The sequence below is a fragment of the Streptomyces sp. NPDC002790 genome (genome assembly GCF_040295505.1).
Taxonomy (GTDB): domain Bacteria; phylum Actinomycetota; class Actinomycetes; order Streptomycetales; family Streptomycetaceae; genus Streptomyces.
The window spans coordinates 20,669-43,983 of record NZ_JBEOVM010000025.1 but is presented as its reverse complement, the minus strand read 5'-3'; the positions used below and the strand labels follow the sequence as shown (position 1 = coordinate 43,983).

The window sequence follows — 23,315 nt, the reverse complement described above, 5'->3', positions numbered from 1 at the left end:
TCGCAGCGGCCCTTCAGATGTGGTGGGGCGGCTTCTCGTCGAGGAAGCGGGCCAGGTCGGCGGCGCTGTTGTCACCGGCCGTCGGTCGCTCGCCCCAGCCGCGGTCCGTGTCGTCCGAGGACTGCGCGGTCAGCGGATCGTCGAAGATCAGCGCGGCCTTGGGATCGCGCTTCTTGGGATCGCGCTCGGCCGGCTCGGGGGCGGTGCTCATGGCTCCAGGGTACGTCGCGGGGGCGAACCCTGGCTCAGACCGCCGTGAGGCCGTGGGACTCGAAGATCGCCTTGGCGGAGGCGAGCTGCTCGGGGGTGGGCGAGGAGGTGTCGTGCAGCGTGAAGGTCTTGCCGAGCGCCTGCCACTTCGCCTCGCCGAGCTTGTGGAAGGGCAGCACGTCGACCCGGGAGACGTTGCCGAGGGAGCCCGCGAAGGCGGCGACGCCCTCGATGTTGGCGGGGTCGTCGGTCAGCCCGGGGACGAGCACGAAGCGCACCCACACGTTCTTGCCGAGGTCGGCGAGGCGGTGCGCGAAGTCGAGGGTGGGCTGCAGCGGGCGCCCGGTGACGTGCTTGTAGGTGGCGCGGTCCCAGGACTTGATGTCGAGCAGCACCAGGTCCACGTCGCGCAGCAGGGCGTCGGTGGCGCGCACGCCGAGGAAGCCCGAGGTGTCGAGGGCCGTGTGCAGGCCCAGCTCGTGCTTGAAGCGGTGCAGCAGCTCACCGGCGAAGACCGGCTGGAGCAGCGGTTCCCCGCCGCTGATGGTGGCGCCGCCGCCCGCGGCCTCGATGAACCGGGTGTACTTGGCGGCTTCCGCGACGATGTCGTCGGCCGAGGTGCGCTTCCCGTTCCGCATCTTCCAGGTGTCGGGGTTGTGGCAGTACAGGCAGGTCAGCGGGCAGCCGGAGAGGAACGTCACGAAGCGGGTGCCCGGCCCGTCGACGCCGGTCGACAGGTCCCAGGAGTGCACCGAACCCCCGGTGGGCCTGTGGGTCGCGGCGGCGGCCGGGGTGGCGGCGTCGTTCGCTGCCGGCTTCCCGGCGGGCTGGGTGAGCAGCACGGTCATGGCGTTCCTCCTCGGACGGCCTCGGTCGGGTGGGCCGGCTCAGAGGGAGCCGTGGAAGGTGCGGTTGATGACGTCCAGCTGCTGCTCGCGCGTCAGGCGGACGAAGTTCACCGCGTATCCGGAGACCCGGATGGTGAGCTGCGGGTAGTTCTCCGGGTGCTCCATGGCGTCCTCGAGCGTCGCCTTGTTCAGGACGTTGACGTTCATGTGGAAGCCGTCGCTGGCCATGAACCCGTCGAGCACGCCGGACAGGTTGCCGATCCGCTCGCCGGGGGTGCGGCCAAGGGCGTCCGGGGTGATCGTGTTGGTCAGCGAGATGCCGTCCTCGGCGTCGTCGTAGGGCAGCTTCGCCACCGACAGGGCGGAGGCGATGTAGCCGTGCTCGTCGCGCCCGTTCATGGGGTTGGCGCCGGGGGCGAACGGGGCGCCGGAGCGGCGGCCGTCCGGGGTGTTGCCGGTCTTCTTGCCGTAGACGACGTTCGAGGTGATCGTGAGCACCGACTGGGTGTGCACCGCGTTCCGGTAGGTGGGGTGCTTGCGGACCTTCTCCATGAAGCCGTGGACGATGCGCTGGGCGATCTCGTCGGCGCGGTCGTCGTTGTTGCCGTAGGCCGGGTAGTCGCCCTCGATCTCGTAGTCGACGGCGAGGCCGGTCTCGTCACGGATGACCTTGACGTTCGCGTGCTTGATGGCCGAGAGGGAGTCCGCGGCGACCGACAGACCCGCGATGCCGCAGGCCATGGTGCGCAGGATCTCCTGGTCGTGCAGGGCCATCTCGATGCGCTCGTAGGCGTACTTGTCGTGCATGTAGTGGATGACGTTGAGCGCGTGGACGTAGGTCCTCGCCAGCCAGTCGAGCATCGCGTCGTACCGTTCGGCGACGACTCCGTAGTCGAGGTACTCGTCCTCGATGGGCTCGAATCCCTCGACGACCTGCTTGCCGGACTTCTCGTCGCGGCCGCCGTTGATCGCGTAGAGGAGCGCCTTGGCGACGTTCACGCGGGCGCCGAAGAACTGCATCTGCTTGCCTACGGCCATCGCGGAGACGCAGCAGGCGATGGCGGTGTCGTCGCCGTACTTGGGGCGCATCAGTTCGTCGGACTCGAACTGGATGGCCGAGGTGTCGATGGCGGCCTGGGAGGCGAAGTCCTTGAAGCCGCGCGGCAGTTCACGCGACCAGAAGACCGTCAGGTTCGGCTCGGGGGCCGGGCCGAGGTTGTAGAGGGTCTGGAGTGCACGGAAGGTGGTGCGCGAGACGAGCGGGCGGCCGTCCTCGCCGATGCCGGCCATCGACCAGGTGACCCAGGTCGGGTCGCCGGAGTAGAGGTCGTTGTACTCGGGGGTGCGCAGGAAGCGGACGATGCGGAGCTTGATGACGAAGTCGTCGATGAACTCCTGGGCCTCGGACTCGGTGATCCGGCCGGCCTCGATGTCGCGCTGCAGGTAGATGTCGAGGAAGTTGTCGATGCGGCCGATCGACATGGCCGCGCCGTTCTGCTCCTTCACGGCGGCGAGGTAGCCGAAGTACAGCCACTGCACGGCCTCACGGCCCGTGGTGGCCGGGCCCGCGATGTCGTAGCCGTACGACATGGCCATGGCCTTGAGCTCGTTCAGCGCCTTGATCTGCTCGGAGATCTCCTCGCGGTCCCGGATGACGTGCTCGGTGGGCCAGGCGGCGCTCAGCTCGTCCTTGTCGGACTGCTTGGCGGCGATGAGGCGGTCGACGCCGTAGAGGGCGACGCGGCGGTAGTCGCCGATGATGCGGCCGCGACCATAGGCGTCCGGGAGGCCGGTGATGATGCCGGAGGAGCGGCAGGCGCGGATCTCGGGGGTGTAGGCGTCGAAGACCCCTTCGTTGTGGGTCTTGCGCAGGTGGGTGTAGATCTCGCGGACCTCGGGGTCGGCCTCGTAGCCGTACGCGTCGAGGGCGCCCTCGACCATCCGCCAGCCGCCGTTGGGCATGATCGCGCGCTTCAGCGGGGCGTCGGTCTGGAGGCCCACGATGAGGTCGGTGTGATCGGCGGCGGTGCCGTCGATGTAGCCGGGGCGGAAGGCGTCGATACGGGACGGGGTCTTCACGTCGACGTCGTGGACGCCGCGCTCGATCTCCGCGGGGAACATCCCGAGGAGCTTGTCCCAGGCGGCGGTGGTGCGTTCGGTCGGTCCCGCGAGGAAGGAGCCGTCCCCCTCGTAGGGGGTGTAGTTCTGCTGGACGAAGTCCCGGACGTCGACGGCGTCCCGCCACAGCCCTCCCTTGAAGCCGTCCCAGGCCTCGCCGTGCGTCGTCTTTTCCGCGGGAGTGGCAGTCATCTGCGGCACCTTCCCCATCTCTTCGACCGGTGGGTTACTACGAGTTCATTGCACTCCCGCGGGGCGCGACAAAGGGGCGGCAATGGTCCTGAGTTCAGGACCATTGGGCCCTACTTCGGGCCGGAATCCACTGGCGCTCCGGGGTTGACCTGGGGTTTTCTTCGGGACTTTCGACCCATGTTCGCTTGTGAATGTATTCACAAGAAATGTGCCGAATTTCCGTGGTACCTGCGGCGTCCGCCGCGGATGCGTGGGCTGCGTGCCGAATCCCCCACGGAACGACCCGATCTGCTGGGGTGGGACCATGACGTCCACGCCAGACAAGCGCTCCCCCATCCGCCGCATGGTCGAGAGGGGGCGCGACGAGGAGCACCGGGCCGCTTCACCACTGGAGCTGTTCTTCGACCTGTGCTTCGTCGTCGCCGTCGCACAGGGCGGGGCGGAGCTGGTGCACGCGATCGCGGAGGGGCACTCGGGCGCCGGCGTGATCGACTACGCGCGCGTCTTCTTCGCGATCTGGTGGGCGTGGATGAACTTCACCTGGTTCGCCTCGGCCTACGACAACGACGACGCGCTCTACCGTCTGATCACACTCGTCCAGATCGCGGGCGTGCTGGTGCTCGCGGCCGGGGTCTCCCAGGCGTTCGCCCACGACAACTACCTGGTGGTCTTTCTCGGCTACCTGATCATGCGGGTCGCCATGGCCACGCACTGGCTGCGGGCCGCCGCCTCCACCACGGGGGCCGAGCGCCGGGTGGCGCTGCGGTACGCCGGCGGGGTGCTCGCCTGCCAGATCGGCTGGCTGGCGCTGCTGTTCACGCCCACGGCGGCGCAGGGCTGGGTGTTCCTGGCGATGGCCATCCTGGAGATGTGCGTGCCGGTGTACGCGGAGCGGGACCGGCGGACGTCCTGGCATCCGCACCACATCGCCGAGCGCTACGGCCTGTTCACGATCATCGTGCTCGGCGAGTCGATCGCCGCGGCGACGGTCGCGGTGAAGTCCGGCATCGAGGAGAACGACGCGCTCGGCGAGCTCCTGCCGATCGCGGCGGGCGGCCTCCTCGTCGTCTTCGCCGCCTGGTGGATCTACTTCGCGGTGCCGATCCACGACCGGCTGCGCAGCAACCGGCAGGCGTTCGTGTGGGGCTACGGCCACTTCTTCATCCTCGCGTCGGCGGCGTCGATCGGCGCGGGCATCGAGGTCGCCGTCGAGCAGGCGGTGGGCGAGGCGCACATCTCCACGGTCGTGGCCTCCGCCGCCGTGACCGTCCCGTCAGCGGTGTTCCTGCTGCTGGTGTGGGCGCTGCACTCCCGGTACTTCAAGGTGGGGGCCGTGCAACAACTGGCATTGCCGGTCAGCGCGTTGCTGGTGCTCGCGTGCACGTTCGCGGGGCACTGGGCGGTGCTCGCGGCGGGGATCGTCGCGGCGCTCACGGTGGTGGTCGGCGTGACGTTGACCTCGCGGGCGGGCGAGGCGCGGGCCGCCTGACGGCTTCCGACCGTCCCCACCCATCCGCCGAGCCATGACCGCCCCGATCGGGCGCCAACTGCCGTGGTAGGCATGGGACATGACGACACGCAACGATGCCCTCACCGATGTCCACGGCCTGCGCGTCGGACACGTCACCCGTGTCGGGGACGGGTTCCTGACCGGTACGACGGTCGTGCTCGCCCCCGAAGGCGGCGCGGTCACCGCCGTGGACGTACGGGGCGGTGGTCCCGGCACCCGGGAGACCGACGCGCTCGACCCGCGCAACCTCGTGCAGCGGATCGAGGCCGTCGTACTCACGGGCGGCAGCGCGTTCGGGCTCGACTCGGCGTCGGGGGTGATGGCGTGGCTGGAGGACCAGGGGCGCGGAGTCCCGGCCGGCACCCGCCCCGGGGAGGTCGTGCCGGTGGTGCCCGCGGCGTGCGTGTTCGACCTCGGCCGGGGCGGCGACTGGCGGGCCCGGCCCGACGCCGGGACCGGCCGCGCCGCGGTCGAGGCCGCCGCAGCGACGGAACCCGGCGCCCCGGTCCAGGAGGGCAACGTCGGCGCGGGCACCGGCGCGCTCGTCGGGAAACTGCGCGGCGGCATCGGCACCGCGTCCACCGTCCTCGACTCCGGGATCACGGTCTCCGCCCTGGTCGTCGCGAACGCCGCGGGCTCCGCCGTGGACCCGGCCACCGGCGCGCTGTACGGCGAGTTCTTCGCGGGGCGCGGCCCGGTGACGTACCCCACGCCGCAGACGCACGAGGCGGCGGGCAAGCGGATCGCGGAGGTGTCCGCGGCCAACGGCGCGCAGCCCCTCAACACCACCCTCGCCGTCGTCGCCACCGACGCCGACCTCACCCGTGCCCAGGCGCAGAAGGTCGCCGGCACGGCGCACGACGGGATCGCGCGGGCCGTACGCCCCGTGCACCTGCTCAACGACGGGGACACGGTGTTCGCACTCGCCACCGGGGAACGACCGCTCGACGCCGCGAACCCCCTCGCGCTCAACGAGATCCTCGCGGCCGGCGCCGACCTCGTGACGCGGGCGATCGTGCGGGCCCTGCGCTCGGCGGAGTCCGTGTCGGCCGGCGGCCGCACCCACCTCTCGTACGGCGACCTCTACGGCGACGTCTCCGGGAGCCGTTCCGACGCCGAGTAGCGGCCGCGTAACAGAGATCCACCGCCACGTAACAGGACTGTCCCTGTGGCTGCGTTCACAACAAACGGACGGAACCCTTCCGGTCGTCTCGCGCTCTTCCCTCACATCGGTAGAGAAGCAGCGGAACAGCAGAAACCACGAAAAAGGAGCAGACCGTGAGCAGGCAGAACACAGCCGTCGTGTGCGCGGCACTCGCCGTCGGCGCACTGACCCTCACGGCCTGCGGAGGCGACGCCACCGCCAGTGACGACAAGGGTGGCGACGCCCCGAAGATCACCATCTCCGCCAAGGACGGGTCGACCGGCGCGTCGATCAACGCGACGGGTGTGAAGGTCAGCGACGGCAAGCTGACCGGCGTGAAGATGACCGAGTCCGGGAGCGGCAAGGCCGTACCCGGATCGATCACGGCGAGCGGCGCGACGTGGAAGCCGAAGGAGCAGCTGGAGCGCGGCACCAAGTACCGGATCTCCGCGTCCGCCAAGGACGACAGCGGGCACAAGGCCGCCGCCAACTCCATCTTCACGACGGTCTCCAGCGCCAAGAGCTTCATCGGGACGTACACGCCGGACGACGGGAAGACGGTCGGGGTCGGGATGCCGGTCTCCTTCACGTTCGACAAGGCGATCACCAACAAGAAGGATGTGCAGTCGCACATCACGGTGACGTCCAGCGGCGGCCAGAAGGTCGTCGGGCACTGGTTCGGCGCCCAGCGCCTGGACTTCAGGCCCCAGGAGTACTGGAAGGCCGGCTCCAAGGTCACGATGAAGATCGACCTCGACGGCGTCGAGGGGGCCAACGGGGTGCACGGCGTGCAGGACAAGACGGTGAGCTTCACCGTCGGCCGCGCGCAGGTCTCCACCGTCGACGCGAACACGCAGGAGATGACCGTCGTCCGCGACGGCAAGACGATCAAGACGGTGCCCGTGTCCACCGGAAGCGCCCAACACCCGACGTACAACGGGCAGATGGTGATCTCGGAGAAGTTCGTGCAGACGCGCATGAACGGCGACACGGTCGGCTTCGGCGGTGAGTACGACATCGCGGACGTGCCGCACGCGATGCGCCTGTCCCAGTCCGGGACGTTCATCCACGGCAACTACTGGAGTTCGCCCGGCATCTTCGGTTCGCAGGCCACCAGCCACGGCTGCGTCGGCATGCGGGACGTCAAGGGCGCGGGCGGCGACACGACCGCCAAGTGGTTCTACGACAACTCGCTCGTCGGCGACGTCGTGGTCATGAAGAACTCGCCCGACAAGACGGTCGCGCCCGACAACGGCCTCAACGGCTGGAACATGGCGTGGGACCAGTGGACGGCGGGCAGCGCCGGCTGACCATCCGGCTGCACCGACACGGGCCGCGCGGGAACCCACCGCGCGGCCCAAGCGTTGTCCAGGCACCAGGTACCAGGCACGTCGCTCAAATCCCGCTCCCCGTTTGTCATTTCACGGACACGATGTCCGAGCGAAGGACTACGGTATGCACCCACGAGGTGACACGAAGCAATACTGGGAGGTGCCTTGAGCTTTCCGCATGACTCCGAGCCCTGTGTCGGATTAGGGACCGAGTCGGACGCGGCACCCGAAGCGCAGCTCGGGCGGCTCCTCGGTCGCGCGCTCAACTCCTTCGACCTGCCCGACGAGACGCTGGAGCGGCTCGACGGCGCGCTCGCGTACGCGGGCTACCTGCACTCGGCCCACCACAGCGCGGGCCGCCACCGCGAGACATACCGGCACAACTGGCTGCTGGTCGACGGTGGTTCGCTCACCCTCTGGGAGCTCGTGCACAACACGGGGCGGGACGGCGCAGCACAGCACGAGGTCTACGTGTCCGAGGACGAGCTGCACCTGGCGACGGGACGGCTACCGCTGTCCCAGGAGGCCGAGCCGGAGTTCGACCTCCACGTCCCCATGGCCCTGGTCAATCTCCCCTCGGTCCCGCCGATGCGCCGCACCTTCGGCGCCGGCGACCCGCACAGCTCCGCCGACCACGCGCGCCGCCTGCTGCGCCGCGCGGAGAACCCGGACGGGTCGACGCGGCCCGGCCCCGGCACCGCGAGACTGCTGCGGGAGGCGTGCGCGCACCAGATCACCCAGGCCTTCGGCTGCCGCGTCAGCCACGGCTTCACGCTGTACGAGCACGCGTTTCTGCTGCGCGACGGCCGCGAGGTCAGCCTCTGGGAGGTCGAGCACACGGCGACGCCGGACGGTCGGCACATGTGCGAGGTGTACGCGACGCAAGAGGCGGCGAGAGCGACGATGGAGCGCCGCGCGGCCTCCCACCCACGGGCCCGGCGCTGACTACCGGCGACTGAACTCCCGTACAAGACCCGCGAACGCGTCCTGCTCGTCGGCCGTCAGCGGCACCGACTCGAGCGCGGGCGACCGGGACTGCGCCGGCAGCACGCCCAGCGGCAGCTGTGTCCGCTGCTCCGGCGGGGCGAAGACGACAGTGCGCACCAGGCGGGCCAGTCCGACCACCCAGGCCACGGCCGCGAGAGCGACCAGAGCCAGGCCCAGCTGCTGAAGGATCGACACGTGCTCAGGCATGCGCTCCAGTGAACACCACAGTCCGGGCCTTTGGTCCCGGACCGTGACGTATCTCGCAAGGCTCCTAACGCCTCGCCAACCATGCCAACAACGTCAATCGCACCAAGCCTCACACCTTCGCGGGCTGCGCCGCTGAGGGCTCCGCGGCGGCCACGGTCCGCGACGGGGCGTGCACGGTCTCCGACCGACCGGCGGCGGCCGGCTGCTTGCGCAGCGACTTGAGGACGACGGTCAACGCCGCGGTGACGCACGTACCGGCCGCGATCGCCACCAGGTACAGCCAGGCGTTGCCGATCAGCGGGACCACGAAGACGCCGCCGTGCGGAGCGCGGAGTGTGGCGTCGAAGGTCATCGACAGGGCGCCGGTGACCGCGCCGCCCGCCATCGAGGCGGGAATCACGCGCAGCGGATCGGCCGCGGCGAAGGGGATGGCACCCTCGGTGATGAACGAGGCCCCGAGGACCCAGGCCGCCTTACCGTTCTCCCGCTCGGTCCTGGTGAAGAGCTTGCCGCGCACGCTGGTGGCGAGGGCCATCGCCAGCGGCGGCACCATGCCCGCTGCCATCACCGCGGCCATCACCTTGAGCGAACCGTCCGTGGGGTTGGCGAGACCGCCGACCGCGAAGGCATAGGCACATTTGTTCAATGGACCGCCGAGGTCGAAACACATCATCAGGCCGAGGATGACGCCGAGGACGATCGCGTTGGCTCCGGACAGGGAGTTCAGCCAGTCCGTCAGCGCGCTCTGCAGCGAGGCGATCGGCTTGCCGATCACCACGAACATCAGGAAGCCGACGACGATCGAGGAGAGCAGCGGGATCACGACCACCGGCATGATGCCGCGCAGCACGGCCGGGATGTTCACCTTCTGGATCGCCATGACCACGGCGCCCGCGATGAGGCCGCCGATCAGGCCGCCCAGGAAGCCCGCGTTGGTGGTCACCGCGATCGAACCGGCGACGAAGCCGGGCACGAGTCCCGGCCGGTCCGCCATGCCGTACGCGATGTAGCCGGCGAGGACCGGGACCAGGAAGGCGAAGGCCGCCTGGCCGGTGTAGAAGAGGAGCGCGGCCCAGCTCGTCGTCGAGCCCCAGTCGAAGCTGTTGAGCAGCGTCTGGACCTTGACGTCGGCGACCTCGTAGCCGCCGATCGCGAAGCCGAGCGCGATCAGCAGACCCCCCGCCGCCACGAACGGCACCATGTAACTGACGCCCGACATCAGCCACTTGCGGAGCTTTGTGCCGTAACCGTCCGTGGAATCGCCAGAGTTGTCCACAGGTGTGGATGACGGATCGGCGTGGCCCGTGATCTCGCCGCGGGACGCCTTCTCCCGTACCTCGGTGATGAGTTCGGCGGGGCGGTTGATGCCGGCCTTGACGCCGACGTCGACCGTGGGCTTTCCGGCGAAGCGTTCCTTTTCGCGGACGGGGACGTCGTGGGCGAAGATCACGCCGTCGGCGGCCGCGATGACGGCCGGGTCGAGGCGGGTGAAGCCGGAGGATCCCTGCGTCTCGACGACGAGTTCGACGCCGTCGGTGTCGCGGCCGGTGTTCTCCAGGGACTCGGCCGCCATGTAGGTGTGGGCGATGCCGGTGGGGCAGGAGGTGACCGCGACGATCTTGAATGTGACCGGCTGCTCGGTGGGGGCTTCGGCTTCCGCCATCTCTGCCGGATCCGCCGCACCTGCCGTATCCGCCGCTTCCGGCTCTACGGGTTCCGGGGCCGGCTCGTCGCCGCGTATCAGGGATGCCGCCGCCCCGGCGTCGGTGGCCGCGCGCAGGGCCGACTTGAAGTCCTCGTCCATCAGTTGGCGGGCCAGGGAGGACAGGATCGTGAGGTGAGCGTCGTCCGCGCCCGCCGGGGCCGCGATCAGGAAGATCAGGTCGGCGGGGCCGTCCGGGGCGCCGAAGTCGATGCCCTCCGCGCTGCGGCCGAAGGCGAGCGTCGGCTCGGTGACGTGCGCGCTGCGGCAGTGCGGGATGCCGATGCCGCCGTCGAGGCCGGTCGGCATCTGGGCCTCGCGGGCCGCGACGTCGGCGAGGAAGCCGTCGAGGTCGGTGACCCTGCCGAGCTCCACCATGCGCTCCGCGAGGGAACGGGCGGCCTCGTCCTTGGTCGGGGCGGACAGGTCGAGGTCGACCAGGTCCGCGGTGATCATCTCCGTCATCGCGGGCTCCTTTGCCTATGTATGGGCCTATATATGGGCTTACGTATAGGTGGGGTGACTTCTGAATGGGCGACGGGCGGCGTCATCGTGCGGGCTCCTTCAGCGCGCGGTCCACCGGGGGCTCGGCCGTCAGGTGCACCGCGTCCGGGCGGAGGTCCCCCGGCGTCGGCATGGCGCTGCCCGGCAGCTGGACCGCCGCCGCGCCATGGGCGACCGCAGAGGCCAGCGCCTTCGGGCCCTCGCCGCCCGCGATCAGGAAGCCGGCGAGCGAGGAGTCGCCCGCCCCGACGTTGCTGCGCACCGCGTCGACGGGGGCCGAGGCGAACCAGGCGCCGCTCGCGTCGACCAGGATCTGGCCGTCCGCGCCGAGGGAGGCGAGCACGGCGACCGCGCCCGACTCCCGTAGTTCCTCCGCCGCCTTGACCGCGTCGCCGACCGTGGCGAGCGGGCGGCCGACCGCTTCGGCGAGCTCCTCGGCGTTGGGCTTGACGACGTCGGGGCGTTCGCGGAGGGCGGCCAACAGGGCGGGCCCGGACGTGTCGAGCGCGATCCGGGCGCCCGCGGCGTGCGCGCGGGCCACCAACTCGGCGTACCAGGAGGGCTCCAGGCCGCGCGGCAGGCTCCCGCAGCAGGCGATCCAGTCGGCGCCGACCGATCGCTCCCCCACGACGGACATCAGCAACTCGGCTTCCGAGGCGGACAGTTCGGGGCCGGGGGCATTGATCTTCGTGAGGGTGCCGTCCGGCTCCGCGAGCGCGACGTTCGAGCGGGTGTGGCCCTCGACCGGGACCGGGGCGACCTTGATGCCCTGTCCGTCGAGGAGTTCGGCGACCAGGGCGCCGGGGGCGCCGCCCAGCGGGAGGACGGCCAGCGTGGGCGCCCCGGCGGCGGCCACGGCCCGCGACACGTTGACACCCTTGCCGCCCGGGTCCATGCGCTCGCCGCTCGCGCGGACGACCTCGCCGCGGTCGAGGCCGGGGACCTCGTAGGTGCGGTCGAGGGAGGGGTTGGGGGTGACGGTGACGATCATGCGCGTGCCGTTGCTTTCGTGCTCGGGGTGGTGCGAGTGGCCGGTGCCGGTCGTGCGGGACGTGCGGGTCATACGCGGACCACCTCCGTGCCGCCCGCCTCGATCGCCGCCGCGTCCTCGGGGGCGAGTCCGGTGTCCGTGATCAGCAGGTCCACGTCGGCGAGGTCGCCGAACCGGGCGAAGTGCTCCTGGCCCCACTTGCCGGAGTCGGCGAGCAGCACGACGCGGCGGGCCGCGGCGACGGTGGCCCGCTTCACGGACGCCTCGGCCAGGTCGGGCGTGGTGAGTCCGGCTTCCGCCGAGAAACCGTTGGCCGCGAGGAAGAGGACGTCCGCGCGGATCTCCCCGTACGCGCGCAGGGACCAGGCGTCGACGGCGGCGCGGGTGCGGTGGCGGATACGGCCGCCGACGAGGTGGAGCTGGATGCCGGGGTGGTCCGCGAGCCGGGCGGCGGTGGGCAACGAGTGGGTGACCACGACCAGTTCGGCCTCCAGCGGCAGCGCGGTCGCGAGCCGGGAGACCGTCGACCCGGCGTCGAGGATCACGCTGCCCTCGGCCGGCAGCTCGGCGAGCGCGGCGTGGGCGATGCGGTCCTTCTCGTCGGCAGCGGTGCCCTCGCGCTCGGCGAGGTCGGGCTCGAAGTCGAGGCGGCCTGCCGGGATGGCGCCGCCGTGCACGCGGCGGACGAGGCCGGCGCGGTCGAGGGCCTTCAGGTCGCGCCGGACGGTCTCGGCGGTGACCTGGAACTCCTCGGCCAGCGACAGCACGTCGACCCGGCCGCCGTCGCGGGCGAGGCGGAGGATCTCCTGCTGGCGCTCGGGTGCGTACATGTCCGTTTACCTGTGCCTCTTCTGCGAACGTGCCCGAATGTGTTGCTCTTCCGTGAGGCTACGGCTGGATTTCCGGAAAGTAAACAGGTTCGGGCGTTGCGCAGACACAAACAGGCATACGGTTGGAGGGCGGATCGGGTCGGGCAGTGCGAAGGGCCCGGCCTCCCCAGGAGACCGGGCCCTTGTACTCGTGTGCTGATTACTGACCCATCACGTACTTCACCGTCGGACCCGTGGTCCAGCCGCCGTCCACGGCCAGCTCCGCGCCCGTCACGTACGAGGAGTCGTCCGACAGCAGGAAGACCACCGCCTTCGCGATCTCGTCGGCCTCGCCGACGCGGCCCATCGGGGTGTTCGGGTAGTTCCCCTCGCCCTGCTGGATGCCGACCTGCGCGGTCATCGGGGTGTACGTCATGCCGGGGTGCACGGAGTTCACGCGGATCCGCGCGGTGCCCTGCTCGACCGCCGCGATCTTGCTGAGGCCGCGCACGCCCCACTTCGAGGCGCCGTACGAGGAGGTGAGCGCGAGGCCCATCAGGCCGGCCGCGGAGGAGATGTTGACGATCGAGCCACCGCCGGCCTCCTTCATCGCCGGGACGACGGTCTTCATGCCCGCGAAGACGCCGACGAGGTTGACGTCGAGGACCTGGCGGAAGCGCTCCACGCTCTCCGTCTCGAAGGGCATGCCGGTGGAGATACCGGCGTTGTTGACCAGGCCGTCGATGCCGCCGAACTCGGTGGTGGTGTAGGCGAGGGCGGCCTGCCAGTCGTCCTCCGACGTCACGTCGAGGTGGGTGTAGCGGGCCTTTGGGCCGAGTTCGGTGGCGAGGGCGTTGCCTTCTTCGTCGAGGACGTCGGCGATGACGGTGGCGGCGCCGGCGGTGGTGGCGAGGTGGGCGATTTCGGCGCCGATTCCGCGGGCACCTCCGGTGATCAGGATGGTCTTGCCGGTGAGGTTGTTCATTGCGGCTCCCTTAGGTTGTGGTCCCCCGTGGTTGACGACTCGGGGCGCTGCCCCGGACCCCGCGCCTCAAGCGCCGGCGGGGCTTTAAAGATCGGGGCACCGCCCCGGACCCCGCTGCTCAAACGCCGCAGGGGCTTGAATTGCCCACCCGCCGCGGGGGCCTAAATTGCCCACTTGCCGAAGGGGCTTGAATTGCTCACCCGCCGGCAGGGATTGAGGTGGCGGTCAGGCACTTCAGGGCCAGTGCTGCCGGGCCCGTTGGGCCCGTTGGTGGGGCGTCCGAGAGGGACCAGGTTTCGACTGCGACGCGGACCGCCGTGGTCGCCAGTCCGGCGAGCAGGCGCAGGTGGAGGTCTGGAGGGGCCGGATCGTTCGTGCGGTTCGCGAGGACCGTGAGGAGGGTCGCCTCCGAGACCCGGCACGTGTCGCTCCAGACGGCTCGCAGCGCCGGGCTCTCCCCGGTGAGACGGAGGAGGGCGCGGACCCAGCCGAGGGACGCCGCGTTGGCCGGGTCGTCGCCGGTGAGTGCGTGCACCACGGCGTGCCGCAGCGCGGCGGGGATCGGCAGGTCCGCGGGCGCCTCGCGGACCGCCTCCGCCCACTGGCGGGCCCCGGCCTCGAGGAGTGGCGCGACCGACTCCTCCTTGGTCGCGAAGTACCGGTAGAACGTGCGCGGCGCGACGCCCGCCGCCCGCGCGATGTCCTCGGCGCGCGTGGCCCGCAGCCCGTCCCGCGTGAACAGTTCGGCCGCGGCGCGGGCGATGTCCAGGCGGGTGGCCGCCTTGCGTCGTTCCGTCAGCGTCAACGTCGGAGTCGACGGCGGCGTCGTCATCGCAGTTCCTGCCATGCGGACATGGTATGTCTCTGTGGCACAATATGCCACCGATCACCACGTGAGCGGGGGAGAGCAGTGCGGCGGCGGCACTTTCTGAGGACGACGGGCGCGGGCCTGGCCGGAGCAGGGGCGGGCGCCCTCGCCCTGACCGCCTGCGGTTCGGGCGACGGAAGCGACGGCGCCGACGGCGACAAGGTCACGCTCGGCCTCCTCGTACCGAGCTACGACAAAAGCGTCGGCGCCTCCATCGGCGACCAGTGGGACGACGTCGTACGGGCCTTCGAGAAGAAGCACCCGGACATCCACGTCGAGGTGGAGCGCGTCCCGTTCCTGAAGATCGACGCCGTCCTCGCCCGCCGCGTCAAGGACGGCCGCGCCCCCGACATCGCGCAGGGCCACCTCTTCGCCCCGTACGCCGAGGACCGCCTGCTGTACCCGGCGGAGCGGCTCTTCGACGTGCCCACGCAGGCGAACTTCATCCGCTCCTTCGCCGACGCGGGCCGGGTCGACTCCGTCCAGTACGGCATCCCGATCATCGCCAGCACCCCGCGCCTCTTCTACAACACAAGCCTCTTCGAGCGGGCCGGGCTCACGGGCCCGCCCCGCTCCTGGGCCGAACTCCACGCCGCCGCACAGGCGTTGAAGACCATCGGCATCCCCACCCCGTACGCCCTGCAGCTCGGCCCCGAGGCCGCGGAGGACGAACTCCTCTCGTGGCTGCTCTCGGGCGGCGGCGGGTACTCGGCGATCGACGGCTACGACTTCGGCTCCGCCGAGAACAAGGCGACCCTGACCTGGCTGCGCGACAAACTGGTCGAGCCCGGCCTCGCGGGCGCCGCCCCGGCGAAGCTCACCAGGACGCAGGCGTACACCCAGTTCCTCGGCGGCAAGGCCGGCATGCTCATCGCCCACCCGGTGCTGCTCGGCGCCGCCGACAAGGCCCGACTGCCGTACGCGCACGCCGCGTTCCCGCTCAAGCAGGGGAACGAGGCGGCGCCCCCGGTGGGGCTCAACGACTGGATGATGGCGTTCAAGAGCGGCGGCCATGCCGAGCAGGCCGGGAAGTTCCTGACGTTCCTGTACGGCACCGGCTCCGCGAAGACGTACGGCGGCGCGCAGGCCACACTGCCGGTGACCGTGACGGCCTCCGACGCCCTGCGGGCCGACCGTTCGCAGCGGAAGCTGTGGAAGTTCGTCGACCAGCTGCCGGACGCCGAGTTCCACCCGGTGGGCCTGCGCTCCTGGCCCAAGGTCCGCTCGGCGGTGCGGCAGCGGATCGGCGAATCGGTGACCCCCGGCGGCAGCCCCGCCCAGGTCCTGGAATCTCTGGACAACGTGAGCCCCATTTAAGCCCCGCCGGCGCTTGAGGCGCGGGGTCCGGGGCAGAGCCCCGCAACCGTCACACCAACTCCCGCTCCCCTTCCGGCTCCCGCTCCACCACCACGTCCTCAACGCCCCCCGAAACAACCCCACCCGCCCCTCCCGAGGCCTTCGGAAACGCGAACATCAGCGCAAAGATCCCCACCAGGACCGCCGCCACCCACACCAGCGCACTCCGGAACCCCTCCACGAACGCCGCGTCGCCGACACCCCGCGCCAACCCGTCCTCCACCACGTTGAAGAAGACGACGGAGACCAGGCTGAGACCGAGCGCGTTGCCCATCTGCATCACCGTGTTGATGAGCCCGGACGCCGAACCCGCGTGCTCACGCGGCACCTCGGAGAGCACCGCGTCGGTCAGCGGCGCGACGATCAGGCCCATGCCGAGCCCCATCACGACCAGCGGCAGCGCCATCTGCCAGGAGGCGATGCCGAGTCCGTAGTGCCCGGCCTCGACGACGTAGATCAGGACACCGGCCGCCATCGTGAGCGCACCCGCCTGAAGCACCTTGCGCCCGAAGCGCGGCACCAGCTTCTGCACGGAGATGCTCGCGGCGACCGAGACGGCGATCGAGAACGGCACCCCGGTGACGCCCGCCCGCAACGCGCTCCAGCCGAGGCCGAGTTGCATGTAGAGCGTCCAGGTCAGGAAGAAGACGCCCATGACCAGGCCGAAGACGGTCTGCACGGCGATGCCCGCCGCGAAGCTCTTCACCTTGAACAGCGACAGCTCGATCAGCGGCGACCCGTCGCGCCGCGCCTTCGCCCGCTCGTACGCGACGAGTACGCCGACGAGTCCGACGGACGCCGCCATCATCACGTAACCCCACAGCGGCCAGCCGTTCTCGCGGCCCTGGGTGAGTGGGTAGACGAGGGCCAGCATGGCGAGTGTGACGAGGACGACGCCGACGATGTCCAGCTTCAGCGCCTTCGGAGCCCTGGACTCGCTGATGACGCGCGAACCGAGGACGAGGGCCGCGACACCGACGGGCAGGTTGATGAGGAAGATGGGGCGCCACTCCAGGCCCGCGATGTTCCACTCGGTCAGCAGCGCGCCCAGCAGCGGCCCGGACACGGCGCCCAGGCCGACGATCGCGCCGAACAGGCCGAAGACCTTTCCGCGTTCGTGCGCGGGGAACGTCGCGTGCACGATCGAGAGCACCTGCGGCACCATCATCGCCGCCATGCCGCCCTGGAGGATCCGCGAGGCGACCAGCATCTCGGGGTTCGCGGCGAAGCCGCAGAGCGCGGAGGCGAGGGTGAATCCGCCGACGCCGAGCAGGAAGAGCCGCTTGCGGCCGAAGATGTCGCCGAGCCGGCCGCCTGTGATCAGCAGGGCGGCGAAGGCGAGCGCGTAACCGGCGGTGATCCACTGGATCTGCCCGGTCGAGGCGCCCTCGTCGTGCTGGATGGTCGGCAGGGCGACGTTGACGATCGTCACGTCGACGAGGTCCATGAAGGCCGCCGTCATCACGATGGCGAGGGCGAACCAGCGCCTGCGGTCGGCTGTGAGGTCTGCGGTTGAGGTCATACGGAAACGCTAGAAGTCATCTAGGCCGGAACATGTCCTAGATCGGCGGCATCATAGAACCATGGAGAACATGACGCCGTCCCCGACGGACACCCCGGCCCGGCTCCTTTCCCTCCTGTCCCTCCTCCAGACCCCGCGCGAGTGGCCGGGCAGCGAGCTCTCCGCCCGGCTCCGGGTCTCCCGGCGCACCGTGCGCCGCGACATCGACCGGCTGCGCGACCTCGGCTATCCGGTGCAGGCCACGCTCGGCGCGGACGGCGGGTACCGGCTCGTCGCGGGCAAGGCGCTGCCGCCGCTCGTGCTCGACGACGAGGAGGCGGTGGCGATCGCGGTGGGCCTGCGGGCCGGCGCCGGGCACGCGGTGGAGGGCGTCGAGGAGGCCTCGGTGCGGGCGCTGGCCAAACTCGAACAGGTGCTGCCCTCGCGCCTGCGCCACCGCGTGGCCACGCTCCAGGCGGCCACCATTCCGCTGACCTCGGGCGACGGCGCGACGATCGCACCCGAGACGCTCACCGTGATCGCCTCGGCGGCCGCGGGCAGCGAACGTCTGCGCTTCGGTTACCGGGCGCGCGACACCTCGGAGTCGCGCCGCCTGGTGGAGCCGCACCGGTTGGTGTCGACGGGCCGCCGCTGGTACCTGGTCGCCTACGACATCGACCGCGACGACTGGCGCACCTTCCGCGTCGACCGGATCGCGGACCCGTTCGCCACCGGTGCGAGGTTCGCTCCGCGGGAGGTGCCAGAGGGGGATGCGGCGGAGTACGTGCGCCGATCGACGTCCTCGTGGGCCGTGGCCGACGCGTACGAACTCGACGTGGAGTTCGCGGCCCCGGCCGACCAGGTGGCCACACAAATGCCCCCGACGCTGGGCACGCCGGAGGCACTCTCGGACAACCGCTGCCGCCTACGAGCGACGTCGACGGACCCGGTCCAGTGGACAGCGGTCCGCCTGGCGATGACGGGCTACGCGTTCACGGTCCGCGGCCCGGAGGAACTGACCACGGCGATACGCGAGTTGGGCACCCGACTGACCCAATCAACCCAACCAAGCCCCTGCGGCGATTGAGCAGGCCTTTCAAGCCCCTGCGGCGATTGAGCAGATCCTTTAAGCCCCTGCGGCGATTGAGCAGCGGGGTTCGGGGCAGAGCCCCGAGGCGTCACGAACGGCGCCGTGGTTGCGGCCCGGGGCTCCGCCCCAGACCCCGCGCCTCAAACGCCGGCGGGGCTGGAATGTCAGGCCGCCGCGTCGAACCCCGTGTCCCGCGCCAACTTCTTCAGCTCAAGAAGCGCATGCTTCTCGATCTGCCGAATCCGCTCACGCGTGAGCCCGTGCTCCTTACCGACCTCCGTGAGCGTCCGCTCCCGCCCGTCATCGATCCCGTACCGCATCTTGATGATCGACGCGGTGCGCTGGTCGAGCCGGCCGATGAGGTCGTCCAGCTCCTCGCTGCGCAGCAGCGTGAGCACAGACTGCTCGGGCGACACGGCAGACGTGTCCTCGAGCAGGTCACCGAATTGCGTCTCGCCCTGGTCGTCCACCGACATGTTCAGCGAGACGGGGTCGCGGGCCCAGTCCAGTACGTCGACGACGCGCTCCGGCTTCGCACCGAGCTCCGCGGCGATCTCCGTGGGCTCCGGCTCCCGGCCGTGCTCGCGGTTGAACTCACGCTGCACGCGGCGGATCCGGCCCAGCTCCTCGACCAGGTGGACGGGGAGGCGGATCGTGCGGGACTGGTCGGCGATCGAGCGCGTGATGGCCTGGCGGATCCACCACGTCGCGTACGTGGAGAACTTGAAGCCCTTGCGGTAGTCGAACTTCTCGACCGCGCGCACCAGCCCCGCGTTCCCCTCCTGGATCAGGTCGAGCAGGGGCAGGCCGGACCGCGGGTAGCGGCGGGCGACCGCCACGACGAGCCGCAGGTTCGACTTGATGAAGACGTCCTTCGCGTTCTCCGACGCCGCGACCAGAGCCTCCAGCTCCTCGCGGGACGCCTCGACGGCGACCTTGCTGTCGGAGACCGTACCGTCGAGGATCTGCTGGGCGTAGACGCCCGCCTCGATGGTCTGGGACAGCTCGACTTCCTTGGCGGCGTCGAGCAGCGGTGTGCGCGCTATCTCGTCGAGGTACATGCCGACCAGGTCGCGGTCGGCGATCTCCCCGCCTACGGCGCGAACACTGCGTGCCGCGTCAGTCTCGCCGGACGCGGCGGACTTACGACGGGCTACGGCACGGGTTGCCATGCGTGCTCCCTTGCGGTGGTAGGTCGGCTGTACGCCCCTCCCGGGGCCTTACGGGTGCCCTGCATCCGATGGAATCAACGACTGGAATCCGGACAGAATTCCCAAGCCGCCCATCTTTTTTCTGATCATGCAGTACCCTGCGCGCCACACCGCGCGAACTGGAGGCACAAGATGGTGGCAGAGTCCATAGAGGTGCAGGTCAGGCCAGGGGTCGAGGGCGACCTCACAGCCCTCACGGACCTCTACAACCACTACGTGCGTGAGACGCCGATCACGTTCGACACGGCCACCTTCACCCCTGAAGAGCGACGTCCTTGGCTGCTCTCCCACCTTGAAGACGAACGACACCCGCTCCTGGTTGCGAACGAAACGACCTCGAACCGGATCCTCGGGTACGCCACAGCCAGCGCGTTCCGCCCCAAGGCCGCGTACGACACGTCGGTCGAGGTGACGGTCTACCTGGCGCCCGACGCGGGGGGACATGGCATCGGCACGCTCCTCTACAAGGCGCTCTTCGAGTCCCTCGCGGAGCAGGATGTACACCGGGCGTACGCGGGGATCGCGCAGCCCAATGAGGCGTCCACGAGGCTGCACCTCCGCTTCGGCTTTTCCTACGTGGGGACCTACCGGGAGGTGGGCCGGAAGTTCGGGCGTTACTGGGACGTGGCCTGGTACGAGAAGGTGTTGCGGCCGTCGCCCTCGTAGGCCCTGAGGCTCTGCCCCAGACCCCGCTGCTCAATCGCCGCAGGGGCTTAAAGGGAGACGCCGGCGGGGCTTGAAGAGCCGAACTGAACCGACCGCTTCGCCAACCCCATCCAGAACCCGTCGATCACGCTCCGCTGACCCGCCAGTTCGCCGAAGGCATCCGCCGCGCCCATCGTCACGAACAGCGGCGCGAAGTGCTCGGTGCGCGGATGCGCGAGCGCGCCCGCCGGGGACTTGTGGGTGAAGTCCAGGAGGCCGTCCACGTCCCCCGCCTCAAGCGCCCGGTGCCCCCAGTCGTCGAACTCCGAGGACCACGCCGGGATCCCGCCCTGTCGCAGCGCGGCGAGGTTGTGCGTGAAGAAGCCGGAGCCGACGATCAGCACGCCCTCGTCGCGCAGCGGCGCGAGGCGGCGGCCGATGTCCATGAGGCGGGCCGGGTCGAGTGTCGGCATGGAGACCTGGAGGACGGGGATGTCGGCGTCCGGGTACATCTCGACGAGCGGGACGTACGCGCCGTGGTCGAGCCCGCGGTCCGGCACGTCCTGGACCGGGATACCGGGGCCGCGCAGCAACTTGCGTACGGATTCGGCGAGTTCGGGCGCGCCCGGCGCGGCGTACGTCACCTGGTAGTAGTGCTCGGGGAAGCCCCAGAAGTCGTAGACGAGCGGCATGGTCTCGGTGGCGGCGAGGGCCAGCGGCGCGTTCTCCCAGTGCGCGGAGATCATCAGGATCGCCTTGGGGCGCGGCAGCTCGGCCGACCAGGCGGCGAGCTGGCCGGTCCACAGGGCGTCGTCGGCGAGCGGCGGGGCACCGTGGGAGAGGTAGAGCGCGGGCATCCGGTTCACGACGACGACCTCCTTGAAGTTTCAAGCTCTTGCCACCGACAAAAGTAACCCTTCTTTGTTTAATCTTCAAGAAGGGGGCCTACGATGGGATGTATGGAGCACATCGATCACAGCGAAAGCGACGCGGAGGCAGCGGAGGCCACCTGGCTCAGCGAGGACGAGCAGCGCACCTGGCGCGCGTACCTCCATGCCACCACGCTCCTGGAGGACCACCTCGACCGGCAACTCCAGCGCGACGCGAAGATGCCGCACGTCTACTTCGGGCTCCTGGTCAAGCTGAGCGAGTCGCCCCGGCGCCGGCTGCGGATGACCGAGCTGGCGCGGGAAACGAAGATCACCCGCTCCCGGCTCTCGCACGCGATCGCGCGCCTGGAGAAGAGCGGGTGGGTGCGGCGCGAGGACTGCCCCTCCGACAAGCGCGGGCAGTTCGCGATCCTCACGGACGAAGGCCTGGAGGTCCTGAAGAGGACCGCGCCCGGGCATGTCGAGACCGTCCGCCAGGCGCTCTTCTCGCGGCTCACCCCCGAACAGCAGAAGTCCCTCGGCGAGATCATGATGATCGTCGCCGAGGGACTTCAGCCGAAGGAGGCCGGGGCGGACCTCCCCTGGCTCAGGTGAGATCCGTCCCGTACGCGGTGGTCAGTGCGCGACCACCGGCACCAGCAGCTCGTCCTCCGCGCCCTCCGTGTCGCCGGAGGCCGCGGCCGGTCCCGTGCCCGGGGCGGCGGTGTTGACGAGCGTGAAGGCGATCAGGGACGCGACGGCCAGGATGCCGACGGCCCACCAGATGGCGTGGCTGTAGCCGCTGACCATGGCCTGCGCCTGGAGCAGCCGCTGGTTCGTGGCGCCGGCCGCGTGGTCCGTCAGGTACGCGGTCGTGGCCGAGGCCGCGATCGTGTTCAGGAGGGCCGTGCCGATGGCGCCGCCGACCTGCTGCGAGGTGTTGACCATCGCGGAGGCGACGCCCGCGTCCCGCGCCTCGACGCCGAGCGTCGCGAGCGACATGGCAGGCATGAACGCCGTACCCATGCCAAGGCCGAGCAGCAGTTCGGCGGGCAGGATCAGGCCGGCGTACGAGGTGTCCACCGAGAGCTGCGTCAGGAGCAGCATGCCGAGCGCCGCGAGCAGGAAGCCGGGGCCCATCAGCAGCCGGGGACGTACGCGGGTCATCAGGCGGGCGCCGATCTGCGTGGAGCCCGTGATCATGCCCGCGATCATCGGCAGGAACGCGAAGCCGGTCTTGACCGGCGAGTACCCCTTCACGATCTGCAGGTAGTAGGTCAGGAAGAGGAACAGGCCGAACATGCCGATCACGGCGAGGCCGAGCGAGGCGTAGACACCGCCGCGGTTGCGGTCGGCGACGACGCGCAGCGGCAGCAGCGGGTGCTTGACCCTGGCCTCGACGACGACGAAGGAGACCAGCAGGACGGCCGCGGCGACGAACATGCCGAGGGTGGTGGCGTCCGACCAGCCGTTGGTCTCGGCGCGCGTGAAGCCGTAGACGAGCGAGACCAGGCCGAGCGTGGAAAGCAGCACGCCGGGAACGTCGAGCGGCGAGCGGTTGCGGCCACCGGCCGGCTCACGGATGACGAAGTACGCGCCGGCGGCGGCGATGATCGCGAACGGGATGTTCACGAAGAACGTCCAGCGCCAGTTCAGGTACTCGGTGAGGAAGCCGCCGAGGATCAGGCCGACGGCGCCACCGCCACCGGCGATCGCACCGTAGATGCCGAACGCCTTGGCGCGCTCCTTGGCGTCGGTGAACATGACGGCAAGCAGCGACAGGGCGGCGGGCGCCAGCAGCGCGCCGAACAGGCCCTGCAGCGCACGGGCGCCGAACATCATGGCCTCGCCCCCGGCCGCGCCGCCGAGCGCCGAGGCGAGGGCGAAGCCGATCAGGCCGGTGACGAAGGTGCGCTTTCGGCCCCAGAGGTCCGCGATGCGTCCGCCGAAGAGCAGCAGGCCACCGAAGGCGAGCGCGTAGGCCGTGATGACCCACTGCTTGTTGCCGTCGGATATGCCGAGGTCCTGCTGTGCGGCGGGCAGGGCGATGTTCACGATGGTGGCGTCGAGGACCACCATCAGCTGGGCGAGCGCGATGAAGGCGAGTGCCTTCCAGCGCCGTGAATCAGGTGCCGTATTCGGCAAGGGGGTACCCACAGCGGGACTCCAAGTCGTGAATAAGCGTGAGAAATCGGGTTGGTACGAAGCTGGGTGTTCTACGAAGAGGTGGAGGGGGC

Annotated in this window: 21 protein-coding genes; 8 read left to right on the top strand and 13 right to left on the bottom strand. The window is 70.2% G+C overall.

The features are described 5' to 3' along the window. Positions 1–13 precede the first annotated feature (13 nt). The 3 genes from ABT004_RS14695 to pflB are packed head-to-tail and all read right to left on the bottom strand — an operon-like array spanning position 14 to position 3,368. Positions 14–211 (bottom strand): hypothetical protein, encoded by a 198-nt coding sequence (locus ABT004_RS14695; protein ID WP_351335922.1) that lies wholly within the window; start codon positions 209–211, stop codon positions 14–16. A gap of 34 nt (positions 212–245) precedes the next feature. Further along, complete coding sequence (gene pflA, locus ABT004_RS14690; protein ID WP_351335919.1) at positions 246–1,058, bottom strand: pyruvate formate-lyase-activating protein; 813 nt, start codon at positions 1,056–1,058, stop codon at positions 246–248. Between the two features lie 39 nt (positions 1,059–1,097). Next, positions 1,098–3,368 carry a formate C-acetyltransferase gene (gene pflB / locus ABT004_RS14685; RefSeq protein WP_351335916.1) on the bottom strand — a complete coding sequence of 757 codons (2,271 nt, stop codon included), beginning with the start codon at positions 3,366–3,368 and terminating at the stop codon, positions 1,098–1,100. Between the two features lie 304 nt (positions 3,369–3,672). Between pflB and ABT004_RS14680 the strand changes: the two genes are divergently transcribed. The 4 genes from ABT004_RS14680 to ABT004_RS14665 all read left to right on the top strand — a co-directional run bounded on the left by ABT004_RS14680 (position 3,673) and on the right by ABT004_RS14665 (position 8,298). Then, positions 3,673–4,857, top strand: a complete 1,185-nt coding sequence (locus ABT004_RS14680) for a low temperature requirement protein A (protein ID WP_351335913.1) — start codon at positions 3,673–3,675, stop codon at positions 4,855–4,857. A 79-nt stretch (positions 4,858–4,936) separates the two neighbouring features. Continuing rightward, positions 4,937–6,001, top strand: a complete 1,065-nt coding sequence (locus ABT004_RS14675; RefSeq protein ID WP_351335911.1) for a P1 family peptidase — start codon at positions 4,937–4,939, stop codon at positions 5,999–6,001. 155 nt (positions 6,002–6,156) lie between these two features. Next, positions 6,157–7,332, top strand: coding sequence for a L,D-transpeptidase (locus tag ABT004_RS14670; RefSeq protein ID WP_351335908.1), 1,176 nt, complete (start codon positions 6,157–6,159; stop codon positions 7,330–7,332). Positions 7,333–7,518: 186 nt separating this feature from the next. Next, a complete protein-coding gene (locus ABT004_RS14665; RefSeq protein ID WP_351335906.1) occupies positions 7,519–8,298 on the top strand; it encodes a DUF6227 family protein in 780 nt (259 codons plus the stop codon). Here the strand turns inward: ABT004_RS14665 and ABT004_RS14660 are convergent, their stop codons facing one another. From ABT004_RS14660 to ABT004_RS14635, 6 genes are all read right to left on the bottom strand, one after another. After that, complete coding sequence (locus tag ABT004_RS14660) at positions 8,299–8,547, bottom strand: hypothetical protein (protein ID WP_351335904.1); 249 nt, start codon at positions 8,545–8,547, stop codon at positions 8,299–8,301. A 109-nt stretch (positions 8,548–8,656) separates the two neighbouring features. Continuing rightward, complete coding sequence (locus ABT004_RS14655) at positions 8,657–10,714, bottom strand: PTS fructose transporter subunit IIABC (RefSeq protein ID WP_351335901.1); 2,058 nt, start codon at positions 10,712–10,714, stop codon at positions 8,657–8,659. 82 nt (positions 10,715–10,796) lie between these two features. Continuing rightward, positions 10,797–11,744 carry a 1-phosphofructokinase gene (gene pfkB, locus ABT004_RS14650; protein WP_351336004.1) on the bottom strand — a complete coding sequence of 316 codons (948 nt, stop codon included), beginning with the start codon at positions 11,742–11,744 and terminating at the stop codon, positions 10,797–10,799. 68 nt (positions 11,745–11,812) lie between these two features. Next, positions 11,813–12,574: a DeoR/GlpR family DNA-binding transcription regulator gene (locus tag ABT004_RS14645; RefSeq protein ID WP_351335898.1), complete on the bottom strand. Its 762-nt coding sequence runs from the start codon at positions 12,572–12,574 to the stop codon at positions 11,813–11,815. 199 nt (positions 12,575–12,773) lie between these two features. Continuing rightward, positions 12,774–13,538 (bottom strand): glucose 1-dehydrogenase, encoded by a 765-nt coding sequence (locus ABT004_RS14640; RefSeq protein ID WP_351335895.1) that lies wholly within the window; start codon positions 13,536–13,538, stop codon positions 12,774–12,776. Between the two features lie 196 nt (positions 13,539–13,734). Next, positions 13,735–14,385, bottom strand: coding sequence for a TetR family transcriptional regulator (locus ABT004_RS14635; protein WP_351335893.1), 651 nt, complete (start codon positions 14,383–14,385; stop codon positions 13,735–13,737). 63 nt (positions 14,386–14,448) lie between these two features. On the opposite strand from ABT004_RS14635, the gene ABT004_RS14630 reads away from it, so the two are divergent. Then, positions 14,449–15,723, top strand: coding sequence for an ABC transporter substrate-binding protein (locus ABT004_RS14630; protein ID WP_351335890.1), 1,275 nt, complete (start codon positions 14,449–14,451; stop codon positions 15,721–15,723). Positions 15,724–15,772: 49 nt separating this feature from the next. On the opposite strand, the gene ABT004_RS14625 is transcribed toward ABT004_RS14630, so the two are convergent. Further along, positions 15,773–17,284 (bottom strand): MFS transporter, encoded by a 1,512-nt coding sequence (locus ABT004_RS14625; protein WP_351335888.1) that lies wholly within the window; start codon positions 17,282–17,284, stop codon positions 15,773–15,775. A 70-nt stretch (positions 17,285–17,354) separates the two neighbouring features. On the opposite strand from ABT004_RS14625, the gene ABT004_RS14620 reads away from it, so the two are divergent. After that, on the top strand, positions 17,355–18,350 hold the full coding sequence (locus ABT004_RS14620; protein ID WP_351336002.1) for a helix-turn-helix transcriptional regulator: 996 nt from the start codon (positions 17,355–17,357) through the stop codon (positions 18,348–18,350). Positions 18,351–18,517: 167 nt separating this feature from the next. Here the strand turns inward: ABT004_RS14620 and ABT004_RS14615 are convergent, their stop codons facing one another. Then, the gene (locus tag ABT004_RS14615) at positions 18,518–19,525 is read right to left on the bottom strand and encodes a sigma-70 family RNA polymerase sigma factor (protein WP_351335886.1); all 1,008 of its coding nucleotides are present in this window, start codon (positions 19,523–19,525) and stop codon (positions 18,518–18,520) included. A gap of 171 nt (positions 19,526–19,696) precedes the next feature. Here ABT004_RS14615 and ABT004_RS14610 point away from each other — a divergent pair, with 171 nt between their 5' ends. After that, complete coding sequence (locus ABT004_RS14610) at positions 19,697–20,230, top strand: GNAT family N-acetyltransferase (RefSeq protein WP_351335883.1); 534 nt, start codon at positions 19,697–19,699, stop codon at positions 20,228–20,230. Between the two features lie 47 nt (positions 20,231–20,277). On the opposite strand, the gene ABT004_RS14605 is transcribed toward ABT004_RS14610, so the two are convergent. After that, positions 20,278–21,066 carry a dioxygenase family protein gene (locus ABT004_RS14605; protein ID WP_351335999.1) on the bottom strand — a complete coding sequence of 263 codons (789 nt, stop codon included), beginning with the start codon at positions 21,064–21,066 and terminating at the stop codon, positions 20,278–20,280. 102 nt (positions 21,067–21,168) lie between these two features. On the opposite strand from ABT004_RS14605, the gene ABT004_RS14600 reads away from it, so the two are divergent. Next, the gene (locus tag ABT004_RS14600) at positions 21,169–21,693 is read left to right on the top strand and encodes a MarR family winged helix-turn-helix transcriptional regulator (protein WP_351335880.1); all 525 of its coding nucleotides are present in this window, start codon (positions 21,169–21,171) and stop codon (positions 21,691–21,693) included. 21 nt (positions 21,694–21,714) lie between these two features. On the opposite strand, the gene ABT004_RS14595 is transcribed toward ABT004_RS14600, so the two are convergent. After that, entirely contained in the window at positions 21,715–23,235 is a 1,521-nt protein-coding gene (locus ABT004_RS14595; protein WP_351335877.1) for an MFS transporter, read from the bottom strand. Positions 23,236–23,315 lie beyond the last annotated feature (80 nt).